This window comes from Bacillus cereus group sp. N6 (assembly GCF_016483705.1).
GTDB classification, from domain to species: domain Bacteria; phylum Bacillota; class Bacilli; order Bacillales; family Bacillaceae_G; genus Bacillus_A; species Bacillus_A wiedmannii.
Window position 1 is genome coordinate 11,768 of record NZ_JAEHBI010000020.1, and the last position, 25,291, is coordinate 37,058.

Sequence of the window (25,291 nt, forward strand, 5' to 3'; positions counted from 1 at the left end):
TTTTCTATCGATTAAATAAAGAAAAATCTTCACTTTCTTTATTTGTAAATAACTGCTCAAATAATTTGGCAAATACCATTCCATACACAGTTCCATTACCTCCATACGGCAATGCGTAAAATAAATTATGTATCTCTTTGTCTTCTTTTAAAATAGGGAGACCATCATGACTACCGCCAAATGCTGCCGCCCAATAGTACTCTGCCTGTATATTCTTATACTGCGGGAACATCTCTTTTACAATGTTAATAAGGATATCACGCTTATGCAATAATTTCGTATCACCAATTGTTTGAATTTGCATCGCTTCATCTAATCCGCCTACAATAATACGGTTTTGATACGTTCGAAAATATAAGTAAGGCCGTGCTGTTTCCCAAATTAATGATTGTTCATGCCAGCCTTCAAATGAATCTACCTTATTTGTCACCACTGCATATGATGTTTCCACTGTTGTATTTTTTTCTTTCTTTCCGAAAAGTGCTTCATAACCTGTCGCCATAATAATATTCTTTGCTACAATTTGATTTCCTGTTTTCGTGTAACAAATTAAATCATTTTGGCGTTTTTTTATATGTATGGCCTCTGTATGCTCAAGTATAGTAGCTCCCATTTGATTTGCTTTATGCAAAAGGCTATGCGCTAATAAATACGGATTCACTTCGGCATCACCATGCGTATATAACGCTGCTTGTTTTATAAATGAATACTTCTTCTTCATATGTGAATTGGTAAAATATTCAACCGGGAATCCATAATGGCGTAACGTATTATATTCTTCTTGTAAAAACGATACATCCTCATTTCTACTTGCATAATACAAACTACTTCGCGGAATAAACTGGGGATCAATATCGAGAGTCGGTACAACTTGCTCCATTGTTCGTAGCGCTTCGTAACAAAGCTTATATGCTCGTACCCCCTTTTTTTCACCAAATGTATGGATAAGTGAGGTTAGCGATTTATCATGAAGAAATTGTAGTAAACCTGTATTAGCAGCTGTGCTACCACATGCGATTGCTCGTTTTTCAATGAGCGTAACACGCATTCCAATTTTTGCTAACGAATATGCTATATGAGCACCTGCTTCTCCGCTTCCGACTACAAGCACATCACATATCATATCATTTTCTAATGATGGATAACAAGGTATAGAAACTCCTGTATTCCAAAACAACTTACCAGTCATAAGTTTCATAATTATACTCCTAAAATATAAATTTCTCCTTTCTATCTTTTGTTATTTCCCATAAAAAAATCCAACTAACATACGCTAGTTGGACTTTTTATTTTTAATTAGAACGCTCCTCCAGCCAATTTCCAACCGTCGGATATGTTTGTTTTACCGCTGTTCCACCGTAAACGATCGACATATGTCCCGTTGGTAAACATACATATTGTTTATCTGTGCTAGAAATATGGTCTAGCAAAGCTTCTACTTGGCATGGCAGGGCGATATGATCACGTTTCGCAGAAATATTTAAGACATTCGCCTTAATATTTGCAAGGTCTACCTTTTGTCCGCGAATAACGAGTTCACCTTTCACTAATTTATTATTTTGATAAAAATCACGAATCCATTGTCTATACGATTCACCTGGGAATGGAATACCGTCACCAACCCACTTTTGAACTAATTTCCAGCTTTCAACGAAGCGCTCATTTTCTGAACGATCGAGTAAAGCGACATATGGACCGACAAAGTTTGTAATTGGTTTTAACATCTTATTTCCGAAATCAATCATTTCTGGCGGAATATTTCCGAATGTATCAACCGCTTTATCTAAATTGAAGTATTTCTCATCTAATAAAGGACCGTATAATCCTGTTTCAGAGAAATCAAAAGGACTTGTCATAAAGATTAAGTTGCGAATTGGCATGTGCGGATGAAGTGCTGCATAAATAGAAGTTAGCGTTCCACCCATGCAATAACCAAGTAAAGAAATCTCGTCCGATTTTGCAGTTCTCATTACTTTCTTCACTGCTTTTGCAATATAATCAAACACGAAATCATCAAATTTCAAATGACTATCTTCTAAACCAAATGTGCCCCAATCAAGCATATACACATCAAAACCACGATCTACTAAATATTCCACTAAACTATTTCCTGGAGTTAAATCCATAATATACGGTTTATTAATAAGCGCGTATATTAATAGGATTGGAACTCTCTGTGTTTTTTCTTGTTTTGGAATGTAACGATACAGCTTCGTTTTATTCTTCGTCCAAATAACTTCTTTTGGTGTTAAACCAACTTGTGGTTCTGGTTCGCGCAATAAAACTTCGCTCGCTCTTTTCACACGGCGATATGCTTTACGATATTCTTCTGGGTACAACTCCAATTGCTTTTCCCATTCCGTTACGAATGTAGTCATTTTTCTATCTCCTTTTCGGTCGATTTATTTCTAAAAAAAGAAGTGCATTCCTGCTATGGATATGCACTTTTTTCTCGCTTCATTACATGTATAATCCACCGTTAATGTTTAATTGCTGACCTGTGATATATGCACCGTCACGGCATAGGTATACTACACCTTTTGCAATTTCATCAGCTTGACCAAAACGTTTTTTCGGGATTTTCGCAACGATTTTTTGACGTACTTCTTCTGGTACTTCTGCTACCATTTCAGTATCAATAAATCCTGGGCAAATTGCGTTTACAGTTACATTTGTTTTTGCAAGCTCTAATGCTAATGATTTTGTAAATCCTAACATACCTGCTTTTGCTGCAGAGTAGTTTGTTTGTCCAAATCCACCAGCTTGGCCAATAATAGAAGAAATACTAATGATTCTTCCTTCTTCTGCTTCCGATATGTATGGAAGTACCGCGCTTGTTGTATTAAATACACTGCTCAAGTTCACGTCAATTACGCGCTCCCAATCTTCACGATTTAATTTTTTGAATGTACGATCTCTTGTAATACCAGCATTATTAACAAGAATATCAACTTTACCAAAATGATTCACAGCTTCTTCTACAAGTCTGTTTGCATCTTCTACTTTCGAAACATCCGCTTGAACTGCATAAACGTCATGTCCTTCTTTTCCTAATTCATTTACTAAGTTTTCAGCTGCTTCTTTACTGCTGTTATAGTTAATAACTACTTTTGCTCCCTCTTGTGCTAATGCTACTGTAATTGCTTTTCCAATTCCTTTTGCCCCACCTGTTACGATTGCTACTTTGCCATTTAATTGAACCATTTCTTTTCCCCCTTAAATGAATTTGTGAACGATTGTTATGAATCATTTTGGTACTCATATTAATAGAGTCCATATATTAATTATGTTTCGTTGTTTATACATGAAAAAGAGATTCTCCCCTTCCCTTTTACACGTTATAAACAAACGCTATTATCATTTTTTATTTTCCGGCTTATTCGTAGGTTTTACTTCTTCTTTTGCAGGTACTTGTAGTTTCGCTAGTACTGCATTTTGCTTTTCTAGTAACTCTAAAATTTGATCAACTTTCGTTTCTAGCGTGCGAATATCTTGTTTTACTTTCGTAACATCACGCTTTAATGTAGGAGCTTGTCCTAATGAATCCACTTTCTCTTCTAGAATCTCCTCAATGTTATCAACTTTATTTTCTAAATTGATAACAAGCGTAGCTACTCTAGCGATATCCTCTCTCGTCGGCACATTCACCTGTTCTAAATAATTTTTTGTCGTATCATTTAATGCTTTTTGATAAAACAAATTCAAATCTAGAACGCTGCCCATCCAAGCAGAATATTCTTCTGTTTTAATTGTTTCATTGAGCGCTTTTCCCCAAAATGTTTCGGTTTGTTCATAAGCATTTTTCCATGCTTGCAATGGATCGAATTTTTGATCAATCACTTCGCCTACACTCCCTTTTTCGTTTTTGAAACAATTCAACCTATTCACTATTTTCTAATATTCTGAATAAAACTTCAAGTCTATATTTTATTTTTCTTTATTTTCCGATAAATTTGTTGACATTAAAAACAGATAGGTGTAAATTGCACTTATAAGCAAAAAAATTCCATCTAACTGATTCATGAGGTGATGCACAATCATGCTACATAATGAACCAGAACACCCAGAAAGTTTGGAAAAAAACCAAGCGAAACAACCAAACTCCATGCCCAAAAACTTCTTAGTTCCTTTCTTACTTCTCTGTCTAAAAGACTGGAGTCTTCATGGTTACAAACTCATTCAAATGCTAATGGACATCGGCTTTTCTTCTGTTGACCAAGGTAATGTGTATAGAACATTGCGCAAGTTAGAAAAAGAAAATCTCATTTCTTCCACTTGGGATACAAGTGAAGGCGGGCCAGCGAAACGAATTTATTCTTTAACAGAATATGGAGAGCAATATTTAACAACATGTGCAACTTCTTTTGAACATTATCAAAATATGTTGCGGACGTTTTTTACGTTATACACCAATGCGTTCTTTCCATTTTCTACTTCTCCAGAAAAGGATGAAAAGGATTCTTCATCTTCACCTGGTGGTACAGCAGAGTAATCTGCGTTCACAATATGCAAAAAAACATTTGGAGGTCAAACAATGGAAACTAAACCATACGAATTAGTCGATGCATTTTGGAAAAACTGGTCTCAATCTCTTTCCCTCTTCTCTTCAGCTGGGAAACAATTAGAGCAACTTACTTTAGAAACTTTAAAACAACAACAAGACGCTTTGCATAAATTAACATCAGGAGTAGATGAACTAGAAAAAGAACTACAACAATTCACTGCTCAGTTCAATAACCAATATACAGATTACGTGAAGCAATTAACTGGAAACTCCTTAAATGATCAAATTAACGAGTGGCAAGGGAAATGGAATGAACTTTCTAATCAAATGCACCAACTGACTGTTTCTCCTACGAAAACATCTTTGTCTATTCTTACTCAAACTAGCGGTCAATTTGAAGAAACAACAAAACAATTTATTGAACAACAACAATTACAACGTGAAGAGGTTCAAAAACAGTTAGAAGTTTTTTTGGGAGAGTTCAAGTCCAAACAACTAGAACTCGCAAAGCAGTTCGAGGAAAACTCAAAAAATTTATTTACTTCCATCAAGTAAGAAAAATGTGGGAGCTAACTGCAGCACAAACAAAACTCTTTCTTCCTCCTACTACATCAAGATGGCTAGCATTTTTCGATATGGAAAAGAAGGAGGCCAAAATGAATCCATTTCAAGAAGCACAAACTGTTCCGGAGCTTCGTTATGATGAGATTCAAGTCGGTGATCAAGCATCCCTTACAAAAACTATTACGGATGAGGACGTTATTAATTTTGCAAAATTAACTGGAGATGTGAATCCTATTCATATTTTAGATTCTTTTGCAAAAACGACAATGTTTAAAGAACGTATTGCTCATGGCATGCTCGTTTCCAGTTTCATTTCGACGATTCTTGGAACGAAACTCCCTGGCAAAAACACGATTTATTTATCTCAAAACGTTTCATTCCGTGCTCCTGTCAAAATCGGTGATACACTTCGCGTTGTGGCAGAAGTCATTAAAAAACGAGACGATAAAAAAATCATTACGTTGCAAACAAACATATATAATCAATCCGATGATATTGTCGTGGAAGGTACAGCGACAATACTGAAAAAAGAGTAGCAAATTTGCTACTCTTTTTTCTATCCAATAACTTCTAATCACACCGATTACTTCCGCGTATGAGTACGTCGTTTCCACATAAAATAACGTTACCAGTTTAGATAAGTATTTAGCTGAATTGGACTACTCATAAGGATGTGTATCAACATGGTAAAAACAAACAAATTACTAGTTCCAGGTGCAGAACAAGCGCTTGAACAATTTAAATATGAAATCGCACAAGAATTCGGTGTTAGCTTAGGTTCTAATACAGCATCTCGTTCTAACGGTTCAGTTGGCGGTGAAGTAACGAAACGACTAGTCGCTTTAGCTCAACAACAATTACGTGGATAATACAATAACCTATGGCTTAGAGGCAGATATTCTCTGCCTCTTTCTATTTTTAACATACATAATCGTGCTTTTTCACATACTAGTAAGAGCAAACTGAAAGGAACGATATGTGACATGAAACGGATTAATATTAGCATGAGTCCTCCCCGTGTTCTTACTTTGTCTTTTATTATGTTATCAGTTATCGGTACATGCTTATTAAAACTACCAATTGCTACAACAACTTCTATTTCATGGATCGACGCTTTATTTACAACAGTTTCTGCTTGTACTGTTACTGGGCTTGGTGTTGTAGACACCGGAAAAGTATTTACTTTGTTTGGACAGTGTGTCATTTTAACGCTTATACAAGTAGGGGGACTTGGCATTATGAGCTTTGCCGTTTTAATTGCGATTATGCTCGGCAGAAAAATTGGTCTTCAAAACCGAATTTTACTGCAACAAGCGTTAAACCAAACGAACATTGGTGGTGTCATTCGTCTTGCCAAAGCATTATTTTTATTCTCTTTTACAGTCGAATGTATCGCTACTTTGATTCTTTCTTTTGAATGGGTACCAAAATACGGGATTGCTAAAGGAATCTATTATAGCTTTTTTCATTCGATCTCTGCTTTTAACAATGCTGGTTTTTCTGTGTGGAGCGATAATTTAATGTCCCATTCTCATAGCATTCTTGTCAATCTCGTTATTTCCTCCCTCATTATTTTAGGTGGGATTGGTTTTACAGTAATCGTAGATATAAAAAGAAAGAAAAATTTTAAAAACCTTACATTACACTCAAAACTTATGCTCTCTTCTACTCTAATCGTCAATATTATTGCGACTGTTTTTATTTTTATATTCGAGTTCCACAATTCCCTTTCTATGAGAGGATTTACCCCATTTGAAGAAGGAATGGCCGCTTATTTCCAGGCGGTTTCAACTCGTACTGCCGGGTTTAATACAGTTGATATTTCTGCATTATCAAAGCCTTCCCTACTATTAATGATGCTCCTTATGTTTATTGGCGCTGGTAGTGCTTCAACCGGTGGTGGAATTAAGTTAACAACATTTTTAATCATGTTTTTTGGGGTATTTAAATTTTTACAAGAACAAGATGATATTGTCGTTTTTAAAAAATCTATTAAAGATACTCTCATTGTCAAAGCATTGACCATCACTATTATTTCCATTTCATTTATCTTTTTTGCTATTTTAATTTTAAGTATTACTGAGCGAGTTCCTCTATTGATGAGTGCTTTCGAAGTATTTTCAGCATTTGGGACTGTCGGTCTCAGTATGAATTTCACACCACACTTAACTATGATCGGAAAAGCTATTATCATCTTTATGATGTTTTTTGGGAAAATGGGACCTTTAACATTGGCTTTTTCATTTGCACGTAAAAAGAACCGAAAAATAAAATATCCGAATGAAGATATTTTAACAGGTTGACAACCGTATACATTATCCATATAATGAGAGTACAATAGCATATCTCCAAAGGGGAGTAGCGTCCAAGAATATTTCTTGGAAACAAAGTCGTCATTACGTAGAACTTAGTTCTTCCGGCTTTGTTGGCATTTTCATTACATATGTCTAGCAAGACCTTTGCCTATTAACGGCAGAGGTCTTTTTTGTATTAATTTCCAAATTCTTCCAAAGTTAATAGGCAGGAGTATGGGGAAACTAAATAGTGGGGAAATTCTTCACTTATTTAGTACTTATAGAAATGAGAGGAGAATGTACATGGATGTATCATTATTATTGGAGTATGGTTGGGTATTACTCATCCTAATTGCACTAGAGGGGATTTTAGCGGCTGATAACGCTCTCGTTCTTGCAATTATGGTAAAACATTTACCAGAAGAAAAACGAAAGAAAGCATTATTTTACGGATTAGCGGGGGCATTTGTTTTCCGATTCGGATCGTTATTTATGATCTCGTTCTTAGTCGACGTATGGCAAGTGCAAGCAATCGGTGCCATTTACCTTATGTTTATAGCTGGTAATCACTTATTTAAAACGTATGTTAAAAAGAATACGGATGAAGAAACAGAAGAAAAAGAAGCAAAGAAAAAACAAGAGAACTTTTGGTGGACTGTATTTAAAGTTGAGGTTGCTGATATCGCCTTCGCAGTTGATTCAATTTTAGCTGCAGTTGCGTTAGCAATGACTTTACCAAAAACAGGATTAGGTACAATTGGTAGTCTTGATACTGGGCAATTCGTTGTTATCTTTGTAGGTGGACTTATCGGGTTAATCATCATGAGATTTGCAGCAACTGCTTTCGTACAAATCTTAAAACGTAAACCAGGACTTGAAACTGCAGCATTCTTAATTGTAGGTTGGGTTGGTGTGAAACTAGCAGTTTATACATTAGCGCACCCTGCATTAAATGTAATTCCGCATTCATTCCCAGAATCTACACTATGGAAGCTTACATTCTGGATTGTATTAGTCGGAATCGCAGTTGGCGGTTGGTTCTTCTCGAAAGAAGTAGAAGTAAAAGTAGAAAAGAATTTAGACGAAAAAGCGCTGTAATTACAGCGCTTTTTCTTTTTCCCTTCCCCTCTCAATGTCCAGAAAAAATTCTATTATACTACCATTTGTAAGCGTTTTCTTGATATATGTATGTCCTTTTTGTGAAACATTGCACAAACTTATTGAAACTAAGAACAATTCCATGTACTTTATTCATATAAGGAGTATTTATAGATGATGTACTAAAGGAGCGTATTACTCATGCTAGAGCAAGGAATAGATTATGTTGTCAAACTGGCTAAGATCAAAAAACAAATGCTAGATACAAACCCGATGCAATATTTCATTCGTGCCGCACTTGCGGGTATTTATATCGGTTTTATTATTGTACTATGTTTTAAATTAGGTAACTTTTTTCACATTGCAGATTCACCGGCAACTTATTTAGCTGCTTCTATGTTTTTCGGAATTGCCCTCGTACTTATTATATATGGCGGTGCTGAATTGTTTACTGGAAACACAATGTACTTTACTGTAGCAACTTTAAGAAAAGAAACAACGATTTCTGATACACTTCGTAACTGGGTCGCTTGTTATGCAGGGAATTTAGCTGGAGCTTTATTCTTTGCCTTACTATTTTATGCAACTGGAATTTTCGAAGCAATTGATCACGGCCATTTCATGAATAAAGTAGTAGAAGGAAAAATGAATACACCTACAATGCAATTATTCTTTAAAGCAATTTTATGTAACTGGCTTGTATGTCTTGCGTGTTTCTTACCTTCTCAAGTTAAAGGTGATACAGCAAAAATTATGATGATGATGCTACTCGTTTTCACATTCTTCTTATCTGGTTACGAGCATAGCATTGCAAACTTATCACTGTTTGCTCTATCTTTAGTTTCACCGCATCCGGAGACAATTTCTTTTGCAGGTGCTATTCATAACTTAATTCCAGTTACAATCGGTAACATTATTGGCGGGTCCGTCTTTGTCGGCATGGTATACCATTACTTAACAAAGAAAGTACCTGACGTGAAACAAGAAGAAACTGAATTAGTAGCGGCTCAACAAGAAGAAATCATTCCGTTACAAGCACATATGAAACATTAAAAACTCCAAAGTAAAACTTTGGAGTTTTTAGCTCCCCACATATTTAACAACAAGGTGCGGATTAATTTCTCCTTCTTCCTTTCCCTTATTAATTCTCTGTTTCATCTTGTGCATACCGATGACATCATTCGTATGAAGGTGAATTTCATTTACATATAAACCCTCTTTACAAAAAGCCTCTACAAAATCTAATCCATTTCTTTTCCCCCATCCCATATTAAAATCAAGGGAAAGAATATTCACATCATAATCCCGAACCATTTGCAAGGCACATTCTACTGTAGTGGCGGGCACATACCCGTACGGACAACTTCTTTGATCATCCATATATACATTCATGTTCTATCCTCTCTCTATTTTGTATACGTAACCAACATGTAACATATTGCCCCAAGGCTAATAAAAGGACCGAACGGAATTTGGCTCCTCATTTTCATACGTTTTAATACTATACCAACTCCAAAGAAACAAAGACTAAAGCAAGATGCTAAAAATAAGATCATAAAAATCCCTTTCAGTCCCACTATAAATCCAAGTAACGAAAGTAATTTTATATCTCCTCCACCAAGCCCTTCTGGATATATCTTTTGCATGCAATATAACAAAATGAATATAACGCCACTACCAACTATACTATCTGTCCAAGTCACTAACGGCACAAAAACACATTCTAAAATAAGTAAACAGGCAAACCAAGCTAAAATACGATTGGGGATTAACATATATATGTAATCTGTAACTGAAATAATAAGAAGTAGAGAAAAAAGCGATAAAATGATGATAAGCTCCCGTTCCACCCCAATCATATATACAGTAAGAAGAAATATCATTCCTGTTACAAGTTCAAATACTACGTACAAAATTGAAATTTTCCTCTTACAATTCGTACAACGTCCTCTTTGTATACAAAAAGAAATGATTGGAATCAATTCTTTTGGCTTTAGCACATACTTACAATAATGACAATGTGAACGAGGGGTAATGATAGACTCACCAAGTGGTACTCTCATCGCAATTAACATAAAAAAAGAACCAAACACCATCCCCACTAACAATGCATATAAATAAGTGAACATCCCTTCCTCTCCTTTCCAGAAGAACATAGCAAAAAAAGGAGAGAAATTCTACTTCATATTATTTCTATTCTATTAAAAAAGCAGGCCATTTTCTGGCCTGCTTTCCCCTCTTTTATACGATGAAATATACTGCTTTTAATGGTCCGTGTACTCCGACAACAAGATTCATTTCAATATCTGCCGAGTTACTAGGTCCTGTAATAAAGTTAATACAAGATGCTACTGCCTCGCCATTTTCTACACGTGTGTTCATATCCTGAACTGCTTGTGTAATACGAGGCACAAGTGTTTCACGTGGAATAATAGCAAAGTATACAGTCGGTAAAAAGTGTAAAGAACGACCTTGGCCTTTATGACTTTGTACAACAATCGTACCAGATTCAGCTAAAGTATAATCACTAAATGCGATTCCAATATTCGCTCTTTCTGCGATACGCATATTCTCTTCTTTTTTCTCAGGATCCCATACATTCACTTCAACATTTTGCTTTGGAAGCTCTTCTTTAAATAAAGAAGTCAATCCATAAGAATCAAAACGTTCGTCTGCCGATAACATAATAGGTCCCCCGCCGTTTTCCACGATTACTTTTTGAATATCTTCACGTAAACGGTCGTTTGTCGTTTCCACTACAGTTGTATGAATGTTTGTACATTGATTTTTAAATACTTCTAACAATTCTTCTTTTGAATAATCTTTTAGCGTTTCTACATTCACATTACTTTTCCATGCTGGACGCTTTACGCCTTCCGTTTTCCGCTCACGTCCAAGTTCTTTTGCAATATTATCTAGAAAGGACTCACGGTTTTGAATTAATCCTGTCATTATTTGTCCCCGCCTTTCTTATGATCTTTATACCAATCACGGAATCGTTCTTTACTTGGAGCCGGGAATTCACGAATATCTGTCCAGTTTTTAAGTGGCCCAACACCTTTTGATACACGGTTGCCCGATGTAAATGGACTCATTGCTGCTGGCGCCATTTTTGATCCCATTTTATATAAAGCTGCTGAAGATGCACCCATACTAAACATTTTCATTGCTAATTTTTCTGCAAGTGGTGCACGTCCTTCTTGCTCAACAATTACTTGACGATGTTTTAATAATAAATCATGCAATGGTATTTTTACTGGACAAGCTTCTGTACACGCTCCGCATAAACTAGAGGCATATGGAAGCTCTTTGTAATCATCGTATCCACCTAAAAGTGGTGTTAATACCGCACCGATTGGTCCTGAGTATATAGAACCATACGAATGTCCACCAACGTGACGATATACAGGACATACGTTAACACAAGCAGCACAACGAATACATTGCAATACTGAGCGGAATTCAGACCCAAGAATTTGAGAGCGGCCATTATCAACAACAACTAAGTGGAATTCTTCTGGTCCATCTACTTCCTCTTCTTGGATTGGTCCCGCTACAGTTACATAACTTGTTAATTTTTGCCCTACTGCACTACGACATAGTAAACCAACTAAAACATCTAATTCTTCCATTGTCGGAACCATACGTTCCATACCCATTACTGCAATTTGAGTTTTCGGAATCGACATAACAAGATCGGCATTACCTTCGTTCGTTACTAAACAAAGAGAGCCAGTATTTGCAACTGCAAAGTTACAACCTGTCACACCAATTTCTGCATCCATAAATTTCTCACGAAGTTGTTTACGAACAAACTTTGTCATTTCATATGGATCATCAGAATTTTCATAGCCAAGCTTTTCTTTAAATACATCACGAATTTGCGTTCTGTTTTTATGAAGTGCGGGCGCAATAATATGTGAAGGTGGATCGTTATCTACTTGCAAGATATACTCTCCTAAGTCACTTTCTAACACTTCACAACCAATCTCTTCAAGGGCATGATTCATACTAATTTCTTCAGTTACCATTGATTTTGATTTTACAACTTTCTTCGCTTGTTTCTTTTTTGCAACGTCTTGAATATACTTTGCTGCTTCCTCTTTCGTTTTCGCAAAGTACACATGTCCGCCTCTTTTTGATACATTTTCACTTAACTGCATTAAGTAATAATCAAGATTTTCTAACGTATGTTGGCGAATTTGTTCACCTAGTTCACGCCACTCTTCCCAATTTCCTAATTCTTCCGCTGCTTTTAAGCGATTCGTATATAAGCGCGTTTGCGCAGAAGATACTGCTCCGCGCATAAAAGAATCTTGAATTCCATCGCCAACGCGATCATTAAATTTTTTCTCACTGATTTTCATAGACATAGCTTATGTTCCCCCTTCATGAGCGACTATTTAGTACCTCAGCAATATGCATTACTTTTATTTCTTTTCCTAAACGCTCAATACGTCCGCCAATGTTTAACAAACACCCACAATCTGCACCGATTAAATAATCAGCACCTGTTTCCATTGCACTATCTACCTTCTCATCTACCATTTGCTCAGAAATTGGAGTCATCTTCACTGAAAACGTTCCCCCAAACCCACAACAATTTTGTTCGTTTGGCAGTTCTCTCACAGTTAATCCTTTTACGTTTGATAATAAAATTCCTGGTGCCTCTTTTACTCCAAGCAGGCGTGTCATATGACAAGATTTATGAATAGTAGCTATCCCTGGTAAGCTTGCACCAACATCTGTCACTTTTAAAACATCTACAATAAATTGTGTAAATTCATATGTTTTATCAGCAACCTTTTGTGCACGTTTAGCCCACTTCGGATCATCTTTAAAAACATGCGGATACTCATGAAACATTGTCGCACAAGAACCAGATGGTGTAACGATATATTCTGCATCTTCGAAAGTTTCAATCATATGTTTCATCGCTTCTTTTGCTGCTTCTACATGGCCGCTATTATAAGCAGGCTGACCACAACAAACTTGTGCTTCTGGAAATTCAATTTCACAACCTAAACGCTCCAACACTTCAACTGTTGCTTTGCCGACGTTTGTTTCAAACATATCGACTAAACAAGTAACAAATAAAGTAACTTTCATAATTATTACTCCCCCTTTTTACAACTCCACCAATAAACGTATGGTCATCAGATGACTAAGGAAAGAAGAAGTAGGCTCAACCATGGCCTATCCTCTCCCTCTTCTAAAGAAAACGCTTACTTAATCTTTCTCTATTTTATCAAAAAATTTGATTTTTAAAAGATTAAATTACGAATTTATATCGTTTTTACCTGTGACAATATGTTCTACATTTGTTAAATGATCTAGCATTGCTTGCTGCGCTAATTCTACATCTTGCTTTAACACTGCATCATATATAACTTGATGCTCTTCTATAAGTCGTTCTGATGTTGTTTGTTCACCATATAAAATAATGCGTCTTGATTCACCAATCGTTTCAGCAATCATCTCTGAAACATGATTCATGAGTTCAAGCAAAATGTTGTTATGCGAAGACTCCGCAATTCCCATATGGAACTGAAAATCTGCTTTTTCGCCAGCCTTTTCATCTCCAATGCTCTTTACCATTTCATCTAACCAATGCTTCATATTTTGCAAATTATCTTCCGTACGTTTTGCCGCAGCTGCTCGAACTGCCCCCACTTCAAGCACCTTTCGTACTTCTAATAAGTTTAAAATATCTTCTTTCTTCATTAATAATTTATTGTTTAATGATTTTGTTAATGAAGAAGAATCGAAATTCTTCACATATGTACCTTCTCCTTGTTTCATCTCAATTAAGCCCATTGCTCTTAGCGCACTTAGCGCTTCACGAACAGCAGATCTACCCACTTGAAACTGCTCAGCCAATTGATGTACAGGAAGTAGTTTGTCACCAGGTTTTAACGTACCATTTTTAATCATTGTTAAAATAGCTTCAGATACTTCTTCGTAAATCTTTTTCGGTTTAATAGATTTGTACTCCAGTTAAATCACCTCAGTATCTTCCAAACAACAATTGAAACGATTTATAAGAACTTTGCATCATAACTATTTTAGAACGAATTGGTAAGAAGTACAAATGTTTTGTTCATAAAATCGTCAAATTTTTAATATTTATTTGATATTAATTTATATTTATTCCTCTATTCATTGCACTCATGAAGAAAAGCATGTCCTTCACGTTAGAACATGCTTTCTTCAACTTGTATTTTCAATTTAATACTAACCGTCGTTCCATGCCCTTTTTCACTTTCAATTCGCCACTGTCCATCATGTATATGAACAATTTGTCTGACAATGGCAAGGCCTAAACCTGTTCCACCATGTTGACGACTTCTCGCTTTATCAACGCGGTAAAAACGTTCACCAAGATTTTCTAAATGCTCTGTTTCAATACCGATTCCTGTATCTTTTATGTTTAATTCACAGTAATCATCTATCTGCCTGAGTGTTATCACAATATCCCCATTTTGATTTGTATACCGTATCGCATTATCTAACACGTTATGAAGCACTTGTTGCATACGATCCTCATCAATCATTACAATGATTTCTGGATTTAAATTTGTTGAAATACGAATTTTCTTTTCTATAAACTTAATCTCATACGTATCTAACACATCTTCAATTAGTTGTGAAAAAACGATAGGTTGTTTCTTTAACGGAAAATGTTCACCTTCTAATTGTGCTAAATCTAATAAATCATGAACGAGACGCTGCATACGACCCGCTTCTTTATGAATGAGCTGTGTTACTTTTTCCTGCTGTGGTCCCTTCGCTACACCATCTAAAATAGCTTCACTATATCCTTTTATATAACTAAGCGGTGTTCTTAGTTCATGCGAAACGTTAGCTAAAAATTCCTTACGCTTTACGTCTTCTGTCTCTAAAGAATTTGCCATTTTATTAAATGCTTTTCCTAATCGTCCAATTTCATCTTCGGAAGAAATTGTAATCCGTTCTGAGAAATCTCCCGTAGCCAAATGATTGGCAACTCGTTCCATTTGCGAAAGCGGTCTCGTAATAGCAATAATAATCTTTCTACCAATCCATATTGTCAGTAAAGTCATAGCAAGTGCTAATGGTGCTAAAATAAGGCCCATATCATATATTAAGTCTTTTATACTTTTTAAAGGAATATAAGAATATACAATGCCAACTAACTTTTTATTTTCTAAAACAGGGATGACAACCCCCATAATATTTCGGTCAAAATGTTCCTCATACCCTATCTTTGTCACAGTTTTTCCATCTAATAATGCTTGCCTGTCCCCTTCACTTATAAGAGAATGATGATGCACATCAAAAGGTAAACACGCGCTTAAATCACGCGGATTAGATACGAAAAGAACATCTGAACTAGATATTTGATCAAATGCTCTTACTTTCTCTTCAAAAGTTGCTATTCCTTCACGCTTATCATATTGCGCAGCAAGACGTTTCCCTTCCATTACTAATGAATCTTTTAAATTATCAACGTATAGTTTTTCATACGAGTATAAAGATACAAAATAAAGAAAGGAAACTGTTACACATACTGCACATACTACTGTAAGCCAAAGCTTCTGTACCATCGTAAACATACGTTACACCTCAAATTTATAGCCTACACCCCAAACCGTTTGAATGTAGTTTCCACTTTCTCCAAGCTTCAAACGCATCGTTTTCACGTGCGTATCCACTGTTCTTGTACTTCCGGCATAATCATATCCCCATACCTTTTCCAGCAATTGTTCCCGGCTAAATACTTGTCCCGTATGTTGGCAAAGAAAATAGAGTAAATCAAACTCTTTTACTGTAAGAGAAATCGGCTCACCATCAGCCTCAATCTTCCTACTTTTTTCATTAATAAGTATCGGTCCAAACTGAATCTCTTCTTGTTGCTCTTGCTTTGTATAACGTCTTAGCACAGCTTCCATACGAGCAATTAGTTCTCCAGGACTAAAAGGCTTTACAATATAATCGTCTGCTCCCATACGCAAGCCGTTCACCCTATTCCACTCTTCACCTTTTGCTGTTAAAAATATAATTGGTACATCCGACGTTTTTCTAATTTCTTTACAAACTGAAAGTCCATCCATCTCTGGCATCATAATATCTAATACAACGAAATCATAATGATCAGTCTCTAATTTTTTTAGAGCCTCTTTTCCATTTTCAGCTTCTCCCCACTCGTATCCGAAATTATCTAAGTACATTCCAACAAGCTGCCTCATATCACTTTCATCATCTACAACTAGCACCCTATATTTACTCATTGTCCTTCCCTTCCCTCTCTATGAGTTGAAACGGCCCTTTTCCGACTTTAATTGTTTGTTTTATTTTCAAGCTCTTCATATCCATGACACACACTTCATCACTATCATAGCTTGCTACGTATCCTTCTGCTCCGCTCTTCAAAAATGCAAATGGATTCGATCCTACTTCTACAGAAGCCACCTCTTTATACGTGCTAACATCAAACTTTCTAAGCGTATTCGAACCGTGACTTAATGCATATACATTCTTATTATCCTTCGTTATATTCACAGGCATAAACGGAGCATGTAAAGAACGTACCATTTCTCCGCTCTGCAATGAATACACTAATACTTTTTCATTGACTTGATTTCCATCACCATGTCCGCCAATCCATATTTCTTTCCCATCCGGGCTAATTGTCGCTCCCGTTGATGCTGGGGGAATCATAAAGGATTGTATCACTTCTTTTTTCTTTGTATCAATGGTCGTTAGCTTCGTATCATAAAAGTTTAATACAGATAACTGGTTATCGTGCTCTACCATCGTAATTGGTCCTTTTCCTGTTGATACACTCCCTGTCTCTTTCCCTTTTATTGTAAAGAACCTTACCTTTTGGGCAGTTTGATCGGCAGCAAATAATTGTTTTTTATCCTCGGATACAATCACATTTACAATGCCTTTTCCCGTTTTATATTTGTCCACTTGCCTTCCTTCTGCTAGTGAATATACATACATGCACTCTAACTGCTTGCCATATACAAGTATGTCCTCACCGTTTGGAAGTAGTGCAACTCCTGCCATTGGTTCATTAAGTTCCCATGTCGTAATTAACTTTTTAGTTTTTTCATCAACAAAACTAATACTACCTTCTTTTATATTCGTTGTTATAATAACACTTTTATCTTTAGCAATCGGTGTATATGAACTTCCTTGACACCCTACTAATAGAAATAAAAAACAGAGAAGAAAAACATACTTTCTCAAAAGATTCCCTCCATCTTCGGATGATTTCGTTATAATTGTAAAATAACAAATAAATGTGTGGAAAGTGTGAAATTTTCCTTTCTTACTTCATTTACATATATAATGTACAACAAATAGAATTTGAGGTGTGCAAATTATGCTTTTTCCTGATTTAGCGAATAAAATTGTACGAGAAGTACGCAGATTAATTAAAGAAAATATCATTATCATTAATATACAAGGCGTTATTATCGCAAGTACAGATGTAGAAAGAATCGGCCAATTTCATGAAGGTGCACTCCGATGCGCGAAACAAAAGAAAACTGTCATTATTACAAAAGAAGATGAACGACGTTTGCAAGGCGTAAAGGCGGGTATGAACCTCCCCTTACTATTTCATGACGAAGTAATTGGTGTCATTGGAATTACAGGCGAACCTGAAAACATTTCACAATACGGAGAAATATTACGTAAAATGACCGAACTACTCATTCACGAAAACTATTTTTTAGAACAACTGGAACTTGAACACCGTTCTTATGAAGCATTTGTCTTTGATTGGCTTCAAAATACAGACTGGTCTCCAAGCTTTCTCGATCGCGCAAAAACACTTGGTATTGATTTATATAAGAAGAAACAACTTATTTTGTTCTCTATCGATCAAAATGACACGATGCTTCAGCGTAAGATTTGGCAACACGTACGCAATCTATTAACAAAGGAGCATCTATTTGTTCGTTGGGGAAATGATCGATTCATTTTATTTACAGCCACAAACTCCAAAGAGCAAACGTATCAATTTTTAAAAAGATTAAAACAAGACTGTGAAACTTTGTTTTCTATTCCTTTATATATTGGGATTGGACAATCCGTTACACCAAGCAATATGAACTTATCGTACGAACAAGCATTACAAGCTCTTTCCGTATCACTTGAAACGAAAAAAATTGTATTTAATGAAGATTTACGTTTAGAAATGTGCTTACAAGATATTTCTGCTGAAACGCGTGAACAGTTTCTAAGGCGTACTATCGAAAACTTACTATCATCTCCTGAGCTTATGCACACTTTACGCTTATTTATTGATTATAACCAATCCTATAAACAAACAGCTGAACAATTACATATACACATTAACACATTGCATTACAGACTTAAAAAGATTGAGGAGCATACAGGACTTGACCCGAAACAATTCAAAGACTTAAACATTTTATACTTCTCGCTCCTCTTATTAGATAATCATACAAAAAAGAATGATAAAAAAGATTAATCTTTAGATGATTATACATAGAAAGAATCCCCCAACTTTTTTATCATTATAATGAAAGCACTGTTACAACGTTTTTTATGATGACTAAATACGTTAACAGTTTGAGGGGGATTTCCAATGTTAGAAAAGCAATTTATTCATTCATTCGTATCCATTGTTGGCGAAGATAATGTAGATACATCCAATATGGGGCGTTTAACGTATAGTTATGATGCCACTCCAAACTTCCAAGCAATGCCTGATGCAGTCATTGCTCCTCGTAATACAAATGAAGTAGCTGAAGTGTTAAAAATATGTAACACTCACAAAATTCCTGTATATGTTCGTGGTTCTGGAACAAACCTTTGCGCGGGGACATGTCCACTTGAAGGCGGTATCGTCCTTATCTTCCGCCATATGAATAACATTTTAGAAATTGATGAAGAGAATTTAACAATTACTGTACAAGCTGGTGTAATTACACTTGATATTATTAAAGCGGTAGAAGAAAAAGGTTTATTTTATCCACCAGATCCAAGCTCGATGAAAATTTCTACAATCGGCGGTAACATTAATGAAAACTCAGGTGGATTACGCGGATTAAAATATGGCGTAACACGTGATTATGTGATGGGTCTTGAACTTGTCTTACCAAATGGCGATATTATTCGTACTGGCGGTAAATTAGCAAAAGATGTAGCCGGTTACGATTTAACTCGTTTATTTATCGGTTCTGAAGGAACACTTGGCGTCGTAACAGAAGCAATATTAAAACTTGTTCCTATGCCTGAAACGAAGAAAACGATGCTTGCACTATATGAAGATATTAATGAAGCCGCACGTGCTGTTTCTTCTATTATTGCAAATAAAATCATTCCAGCGACACTTGAGTTTTTAGACCAGCCGACAATTGAAGTAGTAGAAGAGTTTGCACAAATCGGTTTACCAACTGATGTAAAAGCAATTTTATTAATTGAACAAGACGGTCCACCTGAAGTTGTCAATCGAGATATTGAAAAAATGGCTAACGTTTGCCGCTCTATGAATGCAGTCGATGTTCGCATTGCAAAAGATGAAGCGGAAGCAGATGCGCTTCGGACAGCTCGCCGTAGTGCACTATCAGCACTTGCAAGATTAAAACCTACTACAATATTAGAAGATGCAACGGTACCACGCTCACAAATAGCTCCGATGGTTGAAGCTATTAATGCCATTGCAAAAAAATATAATATTCCTATTTGTACATTTGGGCATGCTGGCGATGGCAACCTACACCCAACTTGTATGACAGATGCTCGTAATGAAGAAGAAATGCACCGAGCTGAACAAGCTTTTGCTGAAATATTTGCGAAAGCAATTGAACTTGGTGGCACAATTACTGGTGAACATGGTGTTGGTGCGATGAAAGCTCCTTATTTAGAAATGAAATTAGGTAAAGAAGGTATCGCTGCCATGCAAGGAATTAAACAAGCCTTCGATCCAAATAACATTATGAACCCTGGCAAGATGTTCGCGAAAGACACTCGCAAAAGAGTGATGGTTGAGCGATGACAACATTAAATAAAGAAAACATTCAAAAAGAATTTAAAGAAAGATTAAGTGAAGATGAACTACTAAACTGTATGCGATGCGGTTTCTGTTTACCTACTTGTCCTACTTACATTCAATCTGGATATAAAGAATCACATTCACCACGAGGACGTATTGCATTAATGAAAGCGGTCGTTGACGGTTTAATTGAACCAGATGAAGATGTTGAAAATACATTGAACGTTTGCCTTGGCTGCCGTGCTTGTGAACCTGTTTGTCCATCAGGTGTAAATTACGGACATTTATTAGAAGAAGCTCGTGATATTATAAATCAAAACAAAAAGTTCTCGGTGCCAGTGAGAGCCGTTCGTAAAGTCGTTTTTGAAGGGCTCTTCCCGCATCAAAATCGAATGAGAACATTAACAGGGTTAATCGGATTTTACCAACGTTCTGGTTTACAAACACTAACACATAAAATGGGTATTATGAAGTTATTCCCTGAAACACTTGCAACAATGGATCTCGTTTTACCAAAAGTCCCTAAAATGAAAGCAATGAAAGATCGTCCTGCATTTTTACCTGCTGAAAGTACAAAAAAGAAACAAGTTGCATTCTTCACAGGCTGTTTAATGGATACGATGTTTTTAGAAACAAATAACGCAACGATGAAACTTCTTCAGTTAGCTGGTTGTGATATCGTTATTCCGAAAACACAAAGTTGCTGCGGTGCATTACATGGGCATGCTGGTGAAAAGAGCGGAGCGAAAGAATTAGCGAAACGAAATATAAAAGCATTCGAAGATTTAAATATCGACTATATTATTACGAATGCAGGTGGTTGCGGAGCTTATCTCGTAGACTACGATTATCTTTTAAAAGATGATCCACAGTGGGCTGAACGCGCAAAGCAGTTTGTTTCTAAAATTAAAGATATTACTGCTATTCTAGTAGAACTAGATTTCCATAAACGAAATGACTTACGACTTCCATCGCAAATTATTACGTATCAAGACTCTTGTCATTTACGCAATGTTATGCGAACATCTTCAGAACCTCGTATGTTACTAGAAGCAATTCAAGGCGCAACATATCGTGAAATGAAAGATGCGGATCGCTGCTGTGGTTCTGCTGGTATTTACAATATTGTTCATTCAGAACTCTCCATGGAATTTCTAGATTATAAAATGGACCGTGTACATGAAACAGAAGCAGCAACTATTGTTACTGCAAATCCAGGTTGTCTACTACAAATGAAATTAGGCATTGAACGAGAAGGACTTTTTCATAAAATGAGAGGAATTCACATTGTAGATTTATTATTAGAAGCAATTGAAACCAACTCGTAATAACTCGTAACATACGTAATAATAGGAAAACGGCTATCTCCTTCGTCTATGTAAAGAGATAGCCGCTTTTTTGTCCGCTACAATATTAAAAATATGTTACTTTATTATAAAAAAGAACAACAGATACATTACAGTTTTGTAAAAATCAATCCAGTATATTCCTAAAAAAAACTCTCAAACCATTGATACAATAGGATTCTTCATTTTCTGTTTAGGTAAATTCATCCAAAATACCCCTCTTAAAACCAAGTATAAAAATGCTGAAAATTCCTTTTATACTCTATGTTTCTCTTATTTTTCCTCTTTTCCCCTCTTAGGATAAATTAGGTAAATTTTAAGTCTATGAATTTTTTTCCATCTTTTTTCTCACAAAATCTATGCTACGATGAATTTGTCAGTCAGACAGGCTGTCAAAAACAAATCGTGTGAAAACAAATTAAAACTTTATATAGGGGGACACACATCATGAAAAAGCGTGTTTTATTATCTGTAGCTGCTGCAACGGCTCTTACTTTAGGAGTATCTTCTCTAGATGCACAAGCTGCAACAGTACAACCATCTAACGTAAAGGTTCAAAATATTCAGCATTCAAAAGTGATGATGAAGCAAATGAGCCAACAAGAATTACAAGCATTCTTACAATCTATGGGCGTGGAATCATTAGCACAATGGCAACAAGGAAACTTCCAACCAAATTGCATTATTCCTGGTCAACAACCAACTGAAAATGTTGTAACTGAGCAACCAACAGCTAAGCCAGAAACTCAAAAGCCTGCTGAGCAAAAACCAGTTGAACAAAAGCCTGCTGAAGAAGTTCAAAAACCAGAAGCTCAAAAACCTGCTGAAAACAACAATACTCAAAAACCTGCTGAACAAAAACCTGCTGAGCAAAAGCCTGCTGAAGAAGCAAAATCTTTAAGCGAATTCGAACAACGTGTTGTTGAATTAACAAACGCTGAACGTGCAAAACAAGGCTTACCAGCACTAAAAATCGATACTGAATTAAGCAAAGTAGCACGTGTTAAATCTGAAGATATGCAGAAGAATAACTACTTTGATCATAACAGCCCTACATACGGGTCTCCGTTTGACATGATGAAGAAATTTGGTATTTCTTATACATCTGCAGGTGAAAACATCGCTCAAGGCCAACGTACACCTGAAGAGGTAGTACAAGCTTGGATGAACAGTGCTGGACACCGTGCAAACATCTTAAATAACGGCTTCACTCACATCGGTGTTGGCTATGTAGAAAGCGGCAACTACTGGACACAACAATTTATTACGAAGTAAATAGATTAAAAGAGTCTTCTCATAATGAGAAGACTCTTTTTTATGTTTCATAACTTTCTATTATGTATGAGTATAAAATGTAAAACATGAACAAAGTAGAACCACTACTTATTACACTAAGTAATACATAAAACCCCCACTTCAAGTTCAAAAATAATGAAAATAATATACTACATGCCATCATTTGAAAAATCCGCCTACTCACTAAACGGATCTTTTGTAATTTGATTGGGTCTTTTTCCGTACTCTGAACTTGTTTAAACAACTTACTAAGCATAAAAAGAAACATACTAATCCCAATTGTTAGTCCTGTTTGAAAGGATATCATACTTCCAAAATTAATAAAGAGAATGAGCATATGGATAAACAACATAAATAAAGTAATCGTCTTTAGAAATCCACTTATAATGACATGCTCGCCTTCATTAAACTTATATATATTATGTGAAATAATATACATCAACCCATGTAAAAAAATAAGAAAAAAAGGAATAAATGCTATAACAACTTGTTTACTCATAAAATCGTTCGGCCCACCATTTTCATCCCAATGTACAGCCATCTCATTTGGTAAATATGGATAGAGGCATAGAGTAACTAAAAGACACACGAAAAATATTCCTAGTATGTATTTATATTTGACCAAGCAATTCTCACCTCTCTTTTCTCTTAACGGCTTCGCTTCTTTTAGAGAAATTCCTGCAAGAATCTACTTTTCTCAAATTTAAACTTACACTTTACGCATTCATTCTTTGCAATTCTTTCATTGTATCATTTAATTTTGCAGGGAATGGTACATCCACTTCGATCTCTTCTTTCGTAATTGGATGTAAGAAGTTTATCTTCATCGCATGTAATGCTTGCCTGGACATATATTGCGTTTGTCCACCATATAATACATCTCCAACTAATGGATTACCATGATAGCTCATATGAACACGAATTTGATGGGTTCTACCTGTTTCTAATTGTAACGTTACGAACGTAACATTTTGGTTTTTAAAATACTTCTCTACTTTATAAAATGTGATAGCTTGATCTCCCTTTGGAGAAACACGTCGTCTCGTCGCATGATGGCGATCTCTTCCAATAGCTGCGTCAATTGTTCCTTGCTTACCTTTTACTTTCCCTTCCACAAGCGCCGCATATGTTCTTTTAATTTTTCGTTCCATTAATAAACGATCCATAATTGCACCAGCAATTCTATGCTTAGCAAACACGACACCACCTGTCGTATCTTTATCTAACCGATGAATATGACGAACCTTCGTCTCTAAACCTTGCATTTGAAAATGAAAAGCAACAAGGTTTGCAAGTGTTCCCATCCCACCTTTTTCCGCAGGATGCGTATCCATCTTCTCAGGCTTATTTACGATGAGTACGTGATCGTCTTCATATACTACATCTAATTCACCATATTCAGGATCTACATCGTATTCTTCTTCCATAAACATATGCACTTGTAACTTATCGCCTTCTTTTAAAAGCTCATTCCATCTTCTCTGTTCTCCGTTAACGGTAATACCTTTTTCCATACGAAGCTGATGTAACAACTTTTTCGGTATTTCCCATTCTATTTTTAATAACGAATCAATACTTATGCCATTCCATTTCGCTGGAACAGTAATTTCGCACCATTCGCCCTTCTTCTTCGTTTCCATACTGTATCACCTTATTTCTATTGATTCTCTCATTGTAACGGAAAACACAATTTGATGCACCGTCAAAAATAGAGGCCAGTCTTATAGTAGACTGGCCCCCTCACGCTCTACGCCGTTTCATTTCCTGCAATACTTCTTCCGCTTTTTGCTCATACGATAAATCTTTAAAGAAATCCGCCAATCTTTTATAATCATTATACGTATCTAATAAGTCATCAATTTTTTCTACTTTCATCACTTGTTGTTTTTGCTTCATTTTTACTGGATAACGATAGCCCGATACCTCTTGTATTTTGTAATACTCATCCTCTACTTGAATGACCTTTACAAGTTCCTCCTCTTCCGCATCCATCGTATACCCATCAAAATCTCTAAGTAATTCATAAATGATATGAGTCCATTCATCTTTTGGATAATATCCTTTTTCTAACCGATAACCGACAATGCGATACATATGCCCATCGTTTTCTGCAAACTGTACTGTATCATTTAGCTTAAACTTAAAATAACGAAACATTGCCTTCACCTACTTA

The 25,291-nt window shown here is 35.9% G+C and carries 27 protein-coding genes and 1 riboswitch; of the genes, 11 read left to right on the forward strand and 16 right to left on the reverse strand.

What is annotated here, in order from left to right:
- Positions 1 to 4: 4 nt before the first annotated feature.
- The 4 genes from JDS99_RS15560 to phaR form a co-directional block, all read right to left on the reverse strand.
- Positions 5 to 1,198, reverse strand: a complete 1,194-nt coding sequence (locus JDS99_RS15560) for an NAD(P)/FAD-dependent oxidoreductase (protein ID WP_199695318.1) — start codon at positions 1,196 to 1,198, stop codon at positions 5 to 7.
- Positions 1,199 to 1,292: 94 nt separating this feature from the next.
- Positions 1,293 to 2,378, reverse strand: coding sequence for a class III poly(R)-hydroxyalkanoic acid synthase subunit PhaC (gene phaC, locus JDS99_RS15565; RefSeq protein WP_000206842.1), 1,086 nt, complete (start codon positions 2,376 to 2,378; stop codon positions 1,293 to 1,295).
- Positions 2,379 to 2,460: 82 nt separating this feature from the next.
- Positions 2,461 to 3,204, reverse strand: coding sequence for an acetoacetyl-CoA reductase (locus JDS99_RS15570; protein ID WP_000250411.1), 744 nt, complete (start codon positions 3,202 to 3,204; stop codon positions 2,461 to 2,463).
- Between the two features lie 153 nt (positions 3,205 to 3,357).
- Entirely contained in the window at positions 3,358 to 3,840 is a 483-nt protein-coding gene (gene phaR, locus JDS99_RS15575; protein ID WP_088062564.1) for a polyhydroxyalkanoic acid synthase subunit PhaR, read from the reverse strand.
- A gap of 199 nt (positions 3,841 to 4,039) precedes the next feature.
- Between phaR and phaQ the strand changes: the two genes are divergently transcribed.
- The 7 genes from phaQ (at position 4,040) to JDS99_RS15610 (ending at position 9,513) form a co-directional block, all read left to right on the forward strand.
- On the forward strand, positions 4,040 to 4,492 hold the full coding sequence (gene phaQ / locus JDS99_RS15580; protein ID WP_000903018.1) for a poly-beta-hydroxybutyrate-responsive repressor: 453 nt from the start codon (positions 4,040 to 4,042) through the stop codon (positions 4,490 to 4,492).
- 42 nt (positions 4,493 to 4,534) lie between these two features.
- A complete protein-coding gene (gene phaP, locus JDS99_RS15585; RefSeq protein WP_000448583.1) occupies positions 4,535 to 5,059 on the forward strand; it encodes a polyhydroxyalkanoic acid inclusion protein PhaP in 525 nt (174 codons plus the stop codon).
- Positions 5,060 to 5,160: 101 nt separating this feature from the next.
- Positions 5,161 to 5,604 carry a MaoC family dehydratase gene (locus JDS99_RS15590; RefSeq protein ID WP_001067916.1) on the forward strand — a complete coding sequence of 148 codons (444 nt, stop codon included), beginning with the start codon at positions 5,161 to 5,163 and terminating at the stop codon, positions 5,602 to 5,604.
- Positions 5,605 to 5,751: 147 nt separating this feature from the next.
- The gene (locus JDS99_RS15595) at positions 5,752 to 5,937 is read left to right on the forward strand and encodes an alpha/beta-type small acid-soluble spore protein (protein ID WP_000241212.1); all 186 of its coding nucleotides are present in this window, start codon (positions 5,752 to 5,754) and stop codon (positions 5,935 to 5,937) included.
- A gap of 114 nt (positions 5,938 to 6,051) precedes the next feature.
- Positions 6,052 to 7,371 carry a TrkH family potassium uptake protein gene (locus tag JDS99_RS15600; RefSeq protein ID WP_087984798.1) on the forward strand — a complete coding sequence of 440 codons (1,320 nt, stop codon included), beginning with the start codon at positions 6,052 to 6,054 and terminating at the stop codon, positions 7,369 to 7,371.
- A gap of 38 nt (positions 7,372 to 7,409) precedes the next feature.
- A riboswitch (yybP-ykoY riboswitch) is annotated at positions 7,410 to 7,575 on the forward strand.
- Positions 7,576 to 7,665: 90 nt separating this feature from the next.
- Positions 7,666 to 8,460 carry a TerC family protein gene (locus JDS99_RS15605; protein ID WP_000383317.1) on the forward strand — a complete coding sequence of 265 codons (795 nt, stop codon included), beginning with the start codon at positions 7,666 to 7,668 and terminating at the stop codon, positions 8,458 to 8,460.
- A gap of 201 nt (positions 8,461 to 8,661) precedes the next feature.
- On the forward strand, positions 8,662 to 9,513 hold the full coding sequence (locus JDS99_RS15610; RefSeq protein WP_199695319.1) for a formate/nitrite transporter family protein: 852 nt from the start codon (positions 8,662 to 8,664) through the stop codon (positions 9,511 to 9,513).
- Between the two features lie 27 nt (positions 9,514 to 9,540).
- On the opposite strand, the gene JDS99_RS15615 is transcribed toward JDS99_RS15610, so the two are convergent.
- The 9 genes from JDS99_RS15615 to JDS99_RS15655 form a co-directional block, all read right to left on the reverse strand.
- A complete protein-coding gene (locus tag JDS99_RS15615; RefSeq protein ID WP_048545036.1) occupies positions 9,541 to 9,852 on the reverse strand; it encodes a cyclic-phosphate processing receiver domain-containing protein in 312 nt (103 codons plus the stop codon).
- 14 nt (positions 9,853 to 9,866) lie between these two features.
- On the reverse strand, positions 9,867 to 10,589 hold the full coding sequence (locus tag JDS99_RS15620; protein ID WP_000495731.1) for a prepilin peptidase: 723 nt from the start codon (positions 10,587 to 10,589) through the stop codon (positions 9,867 to 9,869).
- Positions 10,590 to 10,701: 112 nt separating this feature from the next.
- Complete coding sequence (locus JDS99_RS15625; RefSeq protein WP_000147203.1) at positions 10,702 to 11,412, reverse strand: LutC/YkgG family protein; 711 nt, start codon at positions 11,410 to 11,412, stop codon at positions 10,702 to 10,704.
- Positions 11,412 to 12,833, reverse strand: coding sequence for a LutB/LldF family L-lactate oxidation iron-sulfur protein (locus JDS99_RS15630; RefSeq protein ID WP_000061936.1), 1,422 nt, complete (start codon positions 12,831 to 12,833; stop codon positions 11,412 to 11,414). The genes JDS99_RS15625 and JDS99_RS15630 overlap by 1 nt, the downstream gene beginning before the upstream one ends.
- A 16-nt stretch (positions 12,834 to 12,849) precedes the next feature.
- Complete coding sequence (locus tag JDS99_RS15635) at positions 12,850 to 13,569, reverse strand: (Fe-S)-binding protein (protein ID WP_000869144.1); 720 nt, start codon at positions 13,567 to 13,569, stop codon at positions 12,850 to 12,852.
- A gap of 168 nt (positions 13,570 to 13,737) precedes the next feature.
- Positions 13,738 to 14,427, reverse strand: coding sequence for a FadR/GntR family transcriptional regulator (locus JDS99_RS15640; RefSeq protein WP_255256195.1), 690 nt, complete (start codon positions 14,425 to 14,427; stop codon positions 13,738 to 13,740).
- Between the two features lie 227 nt (positions 14,428 to 14,654).
- Positions 14,655 to 16,055 carry a sensor histidine kinase gene (locus tag JDS99_RS15645; RefSeq protein ID WP_000494801.1) on the reverse strand — a complete coding sequence of 467 codons (1,401 nt, stop codon included), beginning with the start codon at positions 16,053 to 16,055 and terminating at the stop codon, positions 14,655 to 14,657.
- Between the two features lie 3 nt (positions 16,056 to 16,058).
- The gene (locus tag JDS99_RS15650; RefSeq protein ID WP_000049878.1) at positions 16,059 to 16,730 is read right to left on the reverse strand and encodes a response regulator transcription factor; all 672 of its coding nucleotides are present in this window, start codon (positions 16,728 to 16,730) and stop codon (positions 16,059 to 16,061) included.
- A complete protein-coding gene (locus JDS99_RS15655; protein ID WP_199695320.1) occupies positions 16,723 to 17,697 on the reverse strand; it encodes a YncE family protein in 975 nt (324 codons plus the stop codon). Before JDS99_RS15655 ends, JDS99_RS15650 begins: the two co-directional genes overlap by 8 nt.
- A gap of 136 nt (positions 17,698 to 17,833) precedes the next feature.
- Between JDS99_RS15655 and JDS99_RS15660 the strand changes: the two genes are divergently transcribed.
- The 4 genes from JDS99_RS15660 (at position 17,834) to JDS99_RS15675 (ending at position 23,097) form a co-directional block, all read left to right on the forward strand.
- A complete protein-coding gene (locus tag JDS99_RS15660; RefSeq protein WP_048545040.1) occupies positions 17,834 to 18,949 on the forward strand; it encodes a CdaR family transcriptional regulator in 1,116 nt (371 codons plus the stop codon).
- 117 nt (positions 18,950 to 19,066) lie between these two features.
- Positions 19,067 to 20,479 carry a glycolate oxidase subunit GlcD gene (glcD, locus tag JDS99_RS15665; RefSeq protein ID WP_199695321.1) on the forward strand — a complete coding sequence of 471 codons (1,413 nt, stop codon included), beginning with the start codon at positions 19,067 to 19,069 and terminating at the stop codon, positions 20,477 to 20,479.
- On the forward strand, positions 20,476 to 21,804 hold the full coding sequence (locus JDS99_RS15670) for a (Fe-S)-binding protein (protein WP_199695322.1): 1,329 nt from the start codon (positions 20,476 to 20,478) through the stop codon (positions 21,802 to 21,804). Before glcD ends, JDS99_RS15670 begins: the two co-directional genes overlap by 4 nt.
- A 465-nt stretch (positions 21,805 to 22,269) precedes the next feature.
- Positions 22,270 to 23,097: a CAP domain-containing protein gene (locus JDS99_RS15675; protein ID WP_000747605.1), complete on the forward strand. Its 828-nt coding sequence runs from the start codon at positions 22,270 to 22,272 to the stop codon at positions 23,095 to 23,097.
- A gap of 40 nt (positions 23,098 to 23,137) precedes the next feature.
- Here JDS99_RS15675 and JDS99_RS15680 read toward each other — a convergent pair whose 3' ends face one another.
- The 3 genes from JDS99_RS15680 to JDS99_RS15690 form a co-directional block, all read right to left on the reverse strand.
- Complete coding sequence (locus JDS99_RS15680; RefSeq protein WP_199695323.1) at positions 23,138 to 23,743, reverse strand: DUF1648 domain-containing protein; 606 nt, start codon at positions 23,741 to 23,743, stop codon at positions 23,138 to 23,140.
- 91 nt (positions 23,744 to 23,834) lie between these two features.
- A complete protein-coding gene (locus tag JDS99_RS15685) occupies positions 23,835 to 24,758 on the reverse strand; it encodes an RluA family pseudouridine synthase (RefSeq protein ID WP_199695324.1) in 924 nt (307 codons plus the stop codon).
- 100 nt (positions 24,759 to 24,858) lie between these two features.
- Positions 24,859 to 25,275 carry a hypothetical protein gene (locus tag JDS99_RS15690; RefSeq protein ID WP_060489448.1) on the reverse strand — a complete coding sequence of 139 codons (417 nt, stop codon included), beginning with the start codon at positions 25,273 to 25,275 and terminating at the stop codon, positions 24,859 to 24,861.
- Positions 25,276 to 25,291 lie beyond the last annotated feature (16 nt).

What these genes read in the sequence shown, in the direction of transcription:
- JDS99_RS15560 (WP_199695318.1), bottom strand. Translation starts at nt 1,198, where the DNA reads ATGAAACTTATGACTGGTAAGTTGTTTTGGAATACAGGAGTTTCTATA.
- phaC (WP_000206842.1), bottom strand. Translation starts at nt 2,378, where the DNA reads ATGACTACATTCGTAACGGAATGGGAAAAGCAATTGGAGTTGTACCCA.
- JDS99_RS15570 (WP_000250411.1), bottom strand. Translation starts at nt 3,204, where the DNA reads ATGGTTCAATTAAATGGCAAAGTAGCAATCGTAACAGGTGGGGCAAAA.
- phaQ (WP_000903018.1), top strand. Translation starts at nt 4,040, where the DNA reads ATGCTACATAATGAACCAGAACACCCAGAAAGTTTGGAAAAAAACCAA.
- phaP (WP_000448583.1), top strand. Translation starts at nt 4,535, where the DNA reads ATGGAAACTAAACCATACGAATTAGTCGATGCATTTTGGAAAAACTGG.
- JDS99_RS15590 (WP_001067916.1), top strand. Translation starts at nt 5,161, where the DNA reads ATGAATCCATTTCAAGAAGCACAAACTGTTCCGGAGCTTCGTTATGAT.
- JDS99_RS15595 (WP_000241212.1), top strand. Translation starts at nt 5,752, where the DNA reads ATGGTAAAAACAAACAAATTACTAGTTCCAGGTGCAGAACAAGCGCTT.
- JDS99_RS15600 (WP_087984798.1), top strand. Translation starts at nt 6,052, where the DNA reads ATGAAACGGATTAATATTAGCATGAGTCCTCCCCGTGTTCTTACTTTG.
- JDS99_RS15605 (WP_000383317.1), top strand. Translation starts at nt 7,666, where the DNA reads ATGGATGTATCATTATTATTGGAGTATGGTTGGGTATTACTCATCCTA.
- JDS99_RS15610 (WP_199695319.1), top strand. Translation starts at nt 8,662, where the DNA reads ATGCTAGAGCAAGGAATAGATTATGTTGTCAAACTGGCTAAGATCAAA.
- JDS99_RS15615 (WP_048545036.1), bottom strand. Translation starts at nt 9,852, where the DNA reads ATGAATGTATATATGGATGATCAAAGAAGTTGTCCGTACGGGTATGTG.
- JDS99_RS15620 (WP_000495731.1), bottom strand. Translation starts at nt 10,589, where the DNA reads ATGTTCACTTATTTATATGCATTGTTAGTGGGGATGGTGTTTGGTTCT.
- JDS99_RS15625 (WP_000147203.1), bottom strand. Translation starts at nt 11,412, where the DNA reads ATGACAGGATTAATTCAAAACCGTGAGTCCTTTCTAGATAATATTGCA.
- JDS99_RS15630 (WP_000061936.1), bottom strand. Translation starts at nt 12,833, where the DNA reads ATGTCTATGAAAATCAGTGAGAAAAAATTTAATGATCGCGTTGGCGAT.
- JDS99_RS15635 (WP_000869144.1), bottom strand. Translation starts at nt 13,569, where the DNA reads ATGAAAGTTACTTTATTTGTTACTTGTTTAGTCGATATGTTTGAAACA.
- JDS99_RS15645 (WP_000494801.1), bottom strand. Translation starts at nt 16,055, where the DNA reads ATGTTTACGATGGTACAGAAGCTTTGGCTTACAGTAGTATGTGCAGTA.
- JDS99_RS15650 (WP_000049878.1), bottom strand. Translation starts at nt 16,730, where the DNA reads ATGAGTAAATATAGGGTGCTAGTTGTAGATGATGAAAGTGATATGAGG.
- JDS99_RS15660 (WP_048545040.1), top strand. Translation starts at nt 17,834, where the DNA reads ATGCTTTTTCCTGATTTAGCGAATAAAATTGTACGAGAAGTACGCAGA.
- glcD (WP_199695321.1), top strand. Translation starts at nt 19,067, where the DNA reads ATGTTAGAAAAGCAATTTATTCATTCATTCGTATCCATTGTTGGCGAA.
- JDS99_RS15670 (WP_199695322.1), top strand. Translation starts at nt 20,476, where the DNA reads ATGACAACATTAAATAAAGAAAACATTCAAAAAGAATTTAAAGAAAGA.
- JDS99_RS15675 (WP_000747605.1), top strand. Translation starts at nt 22,270, where the DNA reads ATGAAAAAGCGTGTTTTATTATCTGTAGCTGCTGCAACGGCTCTTACT.
- JDS99_RS15685 (WP_199695324.1), bottom strand. Translation starts at nt 24,758, where the DNA reads ATGGAAACGAAGAAGAAGGGCGAATGGTGCGAAATTACTGTTCCAGCG.
- JDS99_RS15690 (WP_060489448.1), bottom strand. Translation starts at nt 25,275, where the DNA reads ATGTTTCGTTATTTTAAGTTTAAGCTAAATGATACAGTACAGTTTGCA.